Annotated in this window: 6 protein-coding genes; 2 read left to right on the forward strand and 4 right to left on the reverse strand. The window is 49.0% G+C overall.

Annotated features, from left to right (window positions below):
* Window positions 1-906 precede the first annotated feature (906 nt).
* On the forward strand, window positions 907-1,809 hold the full coding sequence (locus ABLA33_RS09305; RefSeq protein WP_347720090.1) for an Abi family protein: 903 nt from the start codon (window positions 907-909) through the stop codon (window positions 1,807-1,809).
* A gap of 262 nt (window positions 1,810-2,071) precedes the next feature.
* On the opposite strand, the gene ABLA33_RS09310 is transcribed toward ABLA33_RS09305, so the two are convergent.
* From ABLA33_RS09310 to pckA, 4 genes are all read right to left on the reverse strand, one after another.
* A complete protein-coding gene (locus ABLA33_RS09310; protein ID WP_347720091.1) occupies window positions 2,072-4,657 on the reverse strand; it encodes a YfhO family protein in 2,586 nt (861 codons plus the stop codon).
* 13 nt (window positions 4,658-4,670) lie between these two features.
* Window positions 4,671-6,089 (reverse strand): adenosylhomocysteinase, encoded by a 1,419-nt coding sequence (gene ahcY, locus ABLA33_RS09315; RefSeq protein WP_347720092.1) that lies wholly within the window; start codon window positions 6,087-6,089, stop codon window positions 4,671-4,673.
* Window positions 6,090-6,231: 142 nt separating this feature from the next.
* Entirely contained in the window at window positions 6,232-7,434 is a 1,203-nt protein-coding gene (gene pncB, locus ABLA33_RS09320) for a nicotinate phosphoribosyltransferase (RefSeq protein WP_315092093.1), read from the reverse strand.
* 200 nt (window positions 7,435-7,634) lie between these two features.
* Entirely contained in the window at window positions 7,635-9,239 is a 1,605-nt protein-coding gene (gene pckA / locus ABLA33_RS09325; RefSeq protein WP_311490246.1) for a phosphoenolpyruvate carboxykinase (ATP), read from the reverse strand.
* Between the two features lie 339 nt (window positions 9,240-9,578).
* Between pckA and upp the strand changes: the two genes are divergently transcribed.
* Window positions 9,579-10,241: a uracil phosphoribosyltransferase gene (gene upp, locus ABLA33_RS09330; protein WP_311490247.1), complete on the forward strand. Its 663-nt coding sequence runs from the start codon at window positions 9,579-9,581 to the stop codon at window positions 10,239-10,241.
* The last annotated feature ends 1,144 nt before the right edge of the window (window positions 10,242-11,385 follow it).

Below are 11,385 nucleotides of genomic sequence, written 5' to 3' on the forward strand. Positions count from 1 at the left end.
GGCGGGGACACCCCATGCTTAACCGCGGGTGACGCCCGAAGGGCGAACCCGTGGATAGAAGGAAAAGCCCACTCTCCGACGCCGGCGGCGTCGCACAGCAGCCTCACTTCTGCACGTCTGAGTTACCCCTCCACGCTTTCAGTGCGACACCGCCGGCGTCGGGATCAGAGTAGTCTGCCTGTCCACGGGTTTCCCCTCGCTTTGGCTCGGGTATCACCCGCGGTTAAGCATGGTGCGCCTCCGCCGGAGGCGTTACTCTGTGTGGATGCGGAGGAGGTGCAGTGGGTGAGGGGGGTAGCACAGCAGCTACTGCTGCCCATGTACGCGCATTTTCCTCCACACCTTCAGTGCAAGCTTCCAACAAAAATCCGCAATACCCACTTAAGGATATTGCGGAGAGAAAAATAGAGTTCATCCCTGAATTGTATAGGTATTGATGAGTAAAGAAAAATTCCTATGCAATTCGGGGATGAACCCTGTTTATTTGTCAGCAAGGGTTATGCTGGTTCTTCTTCTTTGCGCGGTTTGCGAAGAGCGATTACGAAAGCAGCGATGAAGCCCACGAGGATGAGAGCGATGGAGACGAAAGCTACCGTTTCCTTATAGATTAGCCACTATCAAGAAATTTTGGATATAGGCATTTTGTGGCAGCCGACTTGCGCTTAATTATGTCCTTGTTAGTGGATGTGAGGGGGCAGTATTTCTTGCTTTTTAGTTTTAGTGGGACTTGTGTGTTTATTTGATGAACCAAATATTTGCATAAATGCTTTTATTTTAGAGAAAATAGATTATTTTTGCAAATATTTATCAAGATTAAAGCTTGCAAATGATATGTTATTCTAGATGTTCTAATTAGTCGTTGTTATAGGGGAATATCAAAGCTTTAGATAAAGAAAAATATATTTGATGGGAAAAGAAGCAATAGATATCGACCAACAAATATGCCTTCTGAAAGAAAGGGGCATGTTAATAAACAATGAAGATAAAGCAAAGGAAGTATTACTCGATGTAGGCTATTATCGTTTGGGCTTTTATTGGTTTCCATTTGAAATTTCATATCCATGTAAGACTCGGAGAATACATAAATTCCGTGAGGGTACGAATTTTGATGACATCGTAAAATTATACTACTTTGATTTCACTCTTAGAAGTATTCTTACAAAGTATCTTAATCGCATTGAGATTCATCTCAGAACTTTTATTACTTACCATGTTTCAAATAGTTATAAAGGCTCTCCAACTTGGTTTGTAGATCCTGCCATTGTTTCTCAAACATATGTGGACAGTTTTGAAAGGAAAGTTTATACAAGTAGATTCAGGCAGACACCAGCCATAAAGCAGCATCATAAAACACATGGAGACGATAAGTATGCTCCAGCATGGAAAACTTTGGAGTTTATGACTTTAGGAGGGATCATACATCTTTTTAAAGCAATTAACGATCAACAAAGTCGTAGAAATATAAGTGAGCATTTCAATGTATGTCAGCTGAAAGTCTTTGAAAGCTATCTAAGTTTGATTAGTACCATAAGAAATCACTGTGCTCATGGCAATGTCTTATATGATATAGCATTGCCGAAATCTATACGACGTGGTCCTGCTGGAAGAATGGCAGAAGCAGATTATCAGAATCTTCATGGTGCGATAAAAGTAATCTATTATATGATTGGCATTGTTTCAAGGAATAGGCAAGCAGATTTGAAAGAAGAGTTGATAAAGCTTTTCAATAAGAACAAGAATTGTGAGAGAGTTCAAAAGACGATAGCAAAGGCAACAGGAATAAAAAATATTTGCGAAATATTTGCATGAGCTAAAAGTAAACACTACCTTTGCTCACGAAAGTGCCGATAAAGACTTTGTCGCTTTATTAGCACTATAAAAAGTAGTAAATGGGGCTGTACACATTGTCTGTACAGTCCCTTCTTTTTTTGATTTTCCTGAAAATTAGGGATTTTTATTATTCTGTGTGTACCATTTACTTTATCTGTCCTAAAAGCTCTAATAAATAAAAATCCTCGGAGGCTCAGAGGGAGCTGTCCGAGGATTTCATGTTTTTATATGTCAGCAAGGGTTATGCTGGTTCTTCTTCTTTGCGCGGTTTGCGAAGCGCGATTACGAAAGCAGCGATGAAGCCCACGAGGATGAGAGCGATGGAGACGAAAGCTACTGTCTCAGTGGTGGATATGCTCGCGGGGCGATAGGTGAGCACCAACTCATGTTTGCCAGCAGGCACTTTGATGGCGCGCAGCACATAGTTGACGCGGCCAATCTCTGTGGGTTTCCCATCGATGGTGGCTTCCCATCCAGGGTAGTAGATTTCGCTCAGAACTGCTACGCCACCCTTTGGCGTTACTGCTTGATAGTGGAGTTCGTTGGGCTGGCGGCTGGTGAGCTGTACGCTACCACTGTCGAGCGGAGAGCCTTCGAGGACGGCGCGGAACTTCTCATCGGCCACTGCAGCGTGCTTCGTATCAAGCCCAGTGAGGCCCGCCATTTCAGCATCGGCACCTTTGACGAAACGGAGTTTGCGAACAAACCATCCGTTGCCATTGGCGTAAGGATTGCGAACGGCCTGGTTGGCGTTGGCTCCGAAGATGAGGTAGCGCGTATTGAGCATATTGAGTACAGGTGCGAGACTGTCGCCAGGCACTTTCTTCATGTCGCCTTCAGCTTCCGAGATAGCAGAGAGATAACGACTCATCTCGTTGTTGAGCTGACGGTCGATGAGATCCTGATAGCGGCGAAGTTTCACAGCGTTGTAGCCACCGATGCTCTGGTGGAAATAGCCACTGTGGTTGCTCGTTTCATTGAAAGGATTGCCCTGCGAAATATCGAGCACGCGTCCGTCTGCCTTATCTTGCATCACAACGCGGTCGGCTGCTGTCGGCGTGAGATTTTGGAGTTGTACAGGATCGGTGAAACTCTCGTTGTTGAGGTAACGTTTATCAATGCCCCAAAGGTCAACGATACTGATAACACCTAAAACGAGGACGAGCCACCATCCGCCTTGTGCCTTCTCGCGGTTCTTATTGAGCAGATAGTAGAGGCCAATAGCCACACCGCCCAGAAGGATGACAAAGAAAGAACGCAGTGCAGATGCACTGAGGATAGCGTGGTGCATCGACGTGATAGCACCCGAGTAGGCCGTGGTGAATTCTGGTCCGCCAGCTTTGGTGAGGTAGTCAAGTACCTGCTGATCCTGACTGCTTATGCAGTTGCCCGCTAAACTCGGGAATAAAGCCAGCATGAGGCAGAGACCCGCCGTTAGGAGAGAGCTGACGATGAGACCCACTTTTTCTCTTCGGTTTGCCCAAAGCGAACGAGGTTCGCGGAGGATGCGCGCCAACGCCATGATAGCTAGAAGCGGCATTGTGAACTCTGCCACAACGAGCGCACTGGAAGGCGTGCGGAATTTGTTGTACATGGGCAGGTGATCGATGCAGAAATTAGTGAACGCCGGACTGTTGTGACCCCACGCAAAGAGGAAGGAGAGCAGTGTGCCCCCGAGGAGCGCCCATTTGATTGGACCTTTGACAGAGAAGAGGCCTAAGATGAAGAGGAAACAAACGAGTGCGCCCACATAGACAGGGCCAACCGTCATGGGTTGTTCACCCCAGTATTGGATAAGTCCTGGAGGCGTAGCTTGTTGATTGCTCTGCTGGAGAGCTTGCTGTGTGGCTCCTGCGCATTGATAGAACTGATCGTAGCCTTCGAGGTCGGTAGCATCAGGGCGATCAAGGATGGAGGAAGAGCCGCCACCTTTGAAGTCGGGGATGAGCAGTGTGAGCGTTTCGTCAACGCCATAGCTCCATTGCGTGATATAGTCGCGATCGAGACCGCCATTGGTGTTCTGTGATTTCTCTTGCGGCAACGGGCTGAGTTCGGCCGCACCGCGGATAGAGGCCTTAGAATACTGCCAAGTGTGGTAAAGGTTGGGCAAGTTGGCAGCTATGCCGAGAAGTCCAGCCACGAGGATTACACCCGTAGCTTTGAGCCATGTTTTCGCCTCCTTCTTGCGCAGTGCATCGATGCCGTAAGCCACGACGATGAAGAGCATAAGGAATACGAAGTAGTAGGACATCTGCACGTGGTTTGCCTGAATCTGGAAGGCGGTGAAAAGTGCTGTGACGACACCGCCCCAAAGATAGCGACCACGATAACACAGCACGAGACCAGCAATGGTGGGTGGGATGAACGTTAGCGTCATCACTTTCCAGATGTGGCCTGCTGCCATGATGATGAGGAAGTAGCTACTGAACGCCCAGAGAATTGCGCCCAATGCTGCAAGGTAGGGTTTGAAGTTGAACGCCCGCAGCAGGATGTAGAAACCTAAGAGGAAGAGGAATAGATAGCAGAGCGGGCCGCTCGTCCCTACGGCGTAAATCTTTTGGAAGAAGCCCAAGAAGGACGACGACTTGTAAGACGGTGCGATCTGGTAGGTAGGCATACCGCTAAATACGTTGTTGACCCAGCGTGTGGTTTCGCCCGTTCGCTGCGTGTATTCCATATTCTCGCGTCCTTGCCCAATGGAGGCCTGTGCGTCGTGGCCGCCAAGGACGAGTCCCTCGCTCAGCGGCGTGAAGAAATACGCCAGAGAGATGAGCAGGAACAAAACGACGGCGGCAGCATCGGGGAGATATTTTTTGAGAGTATTCATTCGTGTAAGGATATTAGTAACGATAATGTTCAGCCTTGTAAGGACCATCAACACTCACTCCGATGTAGTCGGCTTGAGCTTTGGTGAGGCGTGTGAGGTGGACGCCGATGCGTTCGAGATGGAGGCGTGCCACTTCCTCATCGAGCTGTTTCGGCAGGCGATAGACGCCCACTTCGTAGTGGTTCTTATAGAGCTCTATCTGCGCCAGTGTTTGATTGGTGAACGAGTTAGACATCACAAAGGAGGGATGCCCCGTTGCACACCCTAAATTGACCAAACGGCCATCGGCAAGCAGCGTGATGCGGTGCCCATCGGGGAAGAGGTAAGAGTCCACTTGCGGTTTGATATTTGTGACCTTGATACCGGGAAACTTTTTCAGCCCTGCCACTTGAATCTCCGAATCGAAATGGCCGATGTTGCAAACAATGGCTTGATCGGGCATCTGCTCCATGTGTTCAACGCAGATGACGTCGATATTGCCCGTAGTGGTGACAAAGATGTTTCCTTTTGGAGCGGCCTCTTCCATCGTCATGACTTCATAACCTTCCATGGCGGCTTGCAGGGCGCAGATGGGGTCGATCTCAGTGACAATGACGTGAGCACCATAGGAGCGCATGCTTTGTGCACAGCCTTTGCCCACTTCGCCGTAGCCCGCCACAACAACGGTTTTTCCGGCTATCATCACATCCGTGGCGCGCTTGATGCCGTCAGCCAAACTCTCGCGGCAACCGTAGAGATTGTCGAACTTCGATTTTGTCACGCTATCGTTGACATTGAAAGCAGGGAAGAGGAGTTCGCCACGCTCCATCATCTGGTAGAGGCGATGTACGCCCGTTGTTGTTTCCTCGCTCACGCCCTTCATGTTTTTGGCGATGTTGCTAAAGAACTGTGGACGCTCTTCGAGAACGCGGCGAATGATAAGCTTGAGTTCGGCTTCGTCCTCGCTCTCGCTTGGCGTGTCGAGCACGGTGATATCCTTTTCAGCTTGTACACCGAGGTGAATCATGAGTGTAGCGTCGCCGCCATCGTCCACAATCAGGCACGGCGTATGTCCGTCGTCGAAATTTAAGGCTTGTAGTGTACACCACCAGTAGTCGGCCAGTGTTTCGCCTTTCCACGCAAAAACGCCCACGCCGTCTTGCGCAATGGCTGCTCCGGCATGATCCTGTGTAGAATAGATATTGCAAGAGCACCAACGCACTTCAGCTCCCAGTTCGAGGAGCGTCTCGATGAGCACCGCCGTTTGGATGGTCATGTGGAGTGAACCCATGATGCGTGCGCCCCGAAGCGGTTTCTCAGCTCCGTATTTCTCGCGCAACGCCATCAGTCCGGGCATCTCATGCTCCGCGATGGCAATTTCTTTGCGACCGAACTCGGCCTGAGACAAATCGGCTACCTTGTAGGGCAACCTACTGAAAAGTTCTTGTTGCATATTAAAATATAATCGATTATTGTGGTGCAAATGTAATAAGAATGCGCGAGAATGCAAAAGCGACAGCCGGCAGCTCGAAGGGGATATTTCCCTATAGCTGCCGGCTGGTTGTGGAGCTCTTTCCGTTGGGTGGAAAGAATGTTTAGTTGATGTGAAGCATCTCCATGAATCGTTTGACCACTTCGGGCTTTCCAGTGTGCTTTCCGTTGTCTTCCGAAATCTTGCACGTGTCGTTGTAGAACGGCCACGACTCGGTGATTTTCACCGCCACCAGTTTGATAACGATGTTCAGGTAGTCGACGCCCTCAAAGTCGTTGGTGAAATGCGTACCGATGCCAAAGCTCGGGATGCAGAGTTCTTTTGCGTATTGCTGGATTTCGATAGCGCGATCGGTATCGAGCGCATTGCTAAAGATTACCTGCTTGCTGCGTGGGTCGATGTTGAGGCTCTTGTATTTATTGACAATCAGCTGGAGCTGTTCGCGGTTGTCGCCACTGTCGATGCGTAAACCCTTGAAGAGGTTGGCGAAATCCTCGGAGAAGTTAAGGCTGAAGATATTCCAGCCGAAAGAGTCGTAGAGGTACGTCCCCAGTGCGCCGCGGAAGGTGTTGCGCCATGCTTCCATCGCCATGTGGTTGGCCATTTGGGGGCCGTACATGCCGCCGATAGCGCAAATAAACTCATGCGCCATTGTTCCCACCGGCACTAAGTCGTGCTTCATCGCCAGATACACATTGCTCGTCCCGACAAATCGACCTTCCCATTCTTTGGACGCATAGCAGTCTTTCATCGCCTCCACAGCCACGTCCTGAGCTTGGAGGGAGGCGCGGCGGCGTGTGCCAAAATCGCTATAAACGCACCCTGCTCCCAGTAGGCGTTCGGCTTTGGCATAACTGCGCTGGTAGTAGTCTTGATAGTCGAAGCGACTGTCTTCACCTGTCACTATATAGTAGAGTTCGGAGATGATAGCAAGTATCTTCACCTCGAGGAGGATTGTGTCGGACCAGTCGCCCTCAAAATCCACGTGGAGGTGTCCCTTTTCGTCTTGCCACGCCTTCACCCATTCGCGGCGATAGCGGAAGCCGCGTAAATATTTGAAAAACCAATCGGGGATGTAGCTACAGCGGCGGCGCATAAATGTTTCCTCCTCATCGGTGAAAACAACGTTCTCGAGCATCGCCACCTGCTCGAGGAGCAAATCGGCAAAACCTGCTGGATAAACGGTGTCGTTGCGGTCAACAAAGGAGTACTTTACCTGAGCGCGAGGGAAGTTGTCGATAACGGCGCAACACATTGTGAGTTTATAGAGGTCGTCATCGGTAAAATGTTTGATGATTTGTCTCATAGCGAGATCTGCTTTTTGTGATTGTCTATGCGGGCAAAGTTAAGTAATTTTCCGTGTCCTGCCACTTCTGTGCTTGTTTATTTGGGCCAAAGCCTCGTATAGTACGAGAAAAAAGTAAAAAAAACAACAAAGCGGCCTGTTTCTCGAAAGAAGAAACAAGCCGCCATCAATATTTAGTTGTTGTGTGGTCAGAAAACCTATTAGAGCTGAGGACCAGCAGCTACGAGAGCCTTACCTGCCTCATTACCTTCGAACTTCTTGAAGTTCTTGATGAAGCGAGCAGCGAGGTCTTTAGCCTTCTCTTCCCACTGAGCTGCGTCAGCGTAAGTGTCGCGAGGATCGAGGATGTGAGAATCAACACCTGCGAGCTCTGTTGGAACAACGAAGTTGAAGTACGGAATAGTCTTCGTTGGAGCAGTCTCGATAGAGTGGTTCAGGATAGCGTCGATGATACCACGAGTGTCGCGGATAGAGATACGCTTGCCAGTACCATTCCAACCAGTGTTAACGAGGTAAGCTTTAGCGCCTACGCGCTCCATCTTCTTAACGAGCTCTTCAGCATACTTCGTGGGGTGGAGTTCAAGGAACGCCTGGCCGAAGCAAGCAGAGAATGTAGGAGTCGGTTCAGTGATACCGCGTTCAGTACCTGCCAACTTAGCGGTGAAGCCAGAGAGGAAGTAGTACTGAGCCTGCTCGTTGTTCAGGATAGAAACGGGAGGAAGTACACCGAAGGCGTCAGCAGAGAGGAAGATAACCTGCTTTGCGTGAGGACCCTTGCTAATAGGCTTAACGATGTTGTTGATGTGGTAGATAGGATAGCTTACACGAGTGTTCTCAGTAATCTTCTTATCTGTGAAGTCGATCTTACCGTTAGCATCAACTGTTACGTTCTCGAGAAGAGCGTTACGCTTGATAGCACCGTAGATATCTGGCTCGCTTTCCTTGTCGAGGTTGATAACCTTAGCGTAGCAACCACCTTCGTAGTTGAACACGCCCTCATCGTCCCAACCGTGCTCGTCGTCACCGATGAGCTTACGCTTCGGATCGGTAGAGAGAGTTGTCTTACCCGTACCAGAGAGACCGAAGAAGATGGCTGTTTCCTTCTCGTCCATGCTTGTGTTAGCAGAGCAGTGCATAGAAGCGATGCCACGACGTGGGTTGAAGTAGTTCATCATAGAGAACATACCCTTCTTCATCTCACCACCGTACCAAGTGTTCAGGATAACCTGTTCCTTTGTTGTTACGTTGAATACAACTGCTGTTTCAGAGTTCAGACCGAGTTCCTTGTAGTTCTCAACCTTTGCCTTGGAAGCGTTGTATACGATGAAGTCCGGTTCGAAGCTTTCGAGCTCCTCTGCTGTCGGACGGATAAACATATTTGTTACGAAGTGTGCCTGCCAAGCCACCTCAACAATGAAGCGAACTGCAAGGCGAGTTGCTGCATTTGCACCGCAGAAACCATCAACAACGAAGAGACGCTTGTTAGAAAGCTCCTTCTTTGCGAGTTCCTTAACAACGTTCCAAGCTTCTTTGCTTGCTTTGTGGTTGTCATTGGGGTACTCAGGAGTGTTCCACCACAGGGTGTCGTGAGAAGTCTCATCATCAACGATGAACTTATCCTTAGGAGAACGGCCCGTGTAAACGCCTGTCATTACGTCTACAGCGCCGAGTTCTGTCTGATGACCTACTTCGAAGCCCTGGAGGCTTGCTTTCGTTTCCTCTTCAAACAACTGTTCGTAAGAAGGATTGTGAACGATCTCCGTTGTACCGGTAATACCGTACTTGGTCAAATCTAATGTTGCCATATTACAATATATGAATTTAAATTTATGAATTTTCTCTTTCAATATGGTGTGCTCGAACTAAATCTTAGTTCTTCACAGCGCAAAAATACTTATTTTTTCAATCAAACAAAAGTTTTAATGTGTTTAATGAACGCACAGCCTTTCCATTTAACAACATTTACCCATAATGCCTCTCTCCTCCCCAACTTTGATAGCCTTATGTTGCAATTCTCGTCACCCCCTCCTCCCTTTCCCATCATCAGCCCTTTTTCTAACATTTCTATATAAAAATTCCCGTTTTTTTTGTCTTTTAAGCAGAAATAAGTACTTTTGCCCAATTTGAAAAATTTCTAACACCGCATGAAGGTTATCAATCTGGGAGCAACAAGCTCCGTGATAAATTGCTACATGGCCCAGTTGCGCGACGTCACCGTGCAGGGCAATCGCACTCTTTTCCGTAATAATTTGGAACGCATAGGCCACGCCATGGCTTATGAAGTGAGTAGAACACTGAACTTTTCTCCAAAGACTATCCAAACGCCGCTCGGTGTGAAAGAGGTGGAAACCTATGACGACCACATTGTTGTCGGTACTGTGCTCCGCGCAGGCTTAGCCTTCCACGAGGGCTTCATCGATGTCTTTGACCAGGCCGACTCCGCTTTCGTTGCTGCTTATCGCGAAGAGGGAAAAAAGGAGAATCTCAAGATTCATCTCGAATATCTCGCCGCACCACAGCTCGATGGCTCTACTTTCCTCATGGTCGACCCCATGTTGGCAACGGGCGGAAGTCTCGAACTCGCCTACAAGGCATTCCTCAACAACGGCACGCCTAAGAAGCTCCACATCTGTGTAGTCATTGCCGCCGAAGAGGGCATCGCACACCTCCAAAAGTGCTTCCCCTCCGACGACGTCACTCTCTGGACGGCCGCCATCGACCCCTGCCTCAACGACGACGCCTATATCGTCCCTGGTCTCGGAGATGCAGGCGACCTCAGTTTTGGTCCAAAACTCAGCTCGAAGTAAAACCGGCCACACGCCTTTTTGACCAACCAGCATCAAGCAGTTCTGCTCATCCTTCGAGCAGAACTGCTTTTCTTATAGGTCAGAACAGCGGCTACACCCAGCCCATCTCCCCCTTTCTTCCTCTTTCCAGAGTTTTCCCAAATAGCTTCTGAAGCTTCATCCCATAAGCTTCTCCGCTCACATCCTTATCGCGTTTGAGAATAGAATAAGCCTATCCGCTCACACTCTTATTCTGTCCGCTCACGCGCTTATTGCATTTGAGAATACAATAAGCCTATCCGCTCACACCCTTATTCTGTCTGCTCACGCGCTTATTGTATTTGAGAATAGAATAAGCCTATTTGCTCACATCCTTATTCTGTCTGCTCATGTGCTTATTGTATTTGAGAATAGAATAAGTCTATCCGCTCACACTCTTATTCTGTCTGCTCATGTGCTTATTGCGTTTGAGAATACAATAAGCCTATTTGCTCACATCCTTATTCTGTCCGCTCACGCGCTTATTGCGTTTGAGAATACAATAAGCCTATCCGCTCACACTCTTATTCTGTCTGCTCATGTGCTTATTGCGTTTGAGAATGCAATAAGCCTATCCGCTCACGCCCTTATTGCGTTTGAGAATAGAATAAGCCTATCCGTTCACACTCTTATTCTGTCTGCTCATGTGCTTATTGCGTTTGAGAATACAATAAGCCTATTTGCTCACATCCTTATTCTGTCCGCTCACGCGCTTCTTGCGTTTGAGAATCTCTTAGGCCTCTCCGCTCGAATCCTTATTCTGTCTACTCACGCGCTTATTGTATTTGAGAATAGAATAAGTCTATCCACTCGCACCCTTATTCTGTCCGCCCGTCCGCTTATAGCATTCACTCTCCCCCGCGACATAGCGTGCTCACCCACTGTCCCCAGCGGGGACACCCCATGCTTAACCGCGGGTGATGCCCGAAGGGCGAACCCGTGGACAGACAACAGCGCAAACCTCCGACACCGGCGGTGTCGCACAGCAGCCCACTTCTGCACGTCTGAGTTACCCCCTCCACGCTTTCAGTGCGACGCCGCCGGCGTCGGAGTGTCCTTTGTCCACTTCCCCCACGGGTTCCCCCTCGCTTTGCTCGGGTATCACCCGCGGTTACGCATGGTGCGC

This window comes from uncultured Alloprevotella sp. (assembly GCF_963536905.1).
Lineage (GTDB): Bacteria > Bacteroidota > Bacteroidia > Bacteroidales > Bacteroidaceae > Alloprevotella.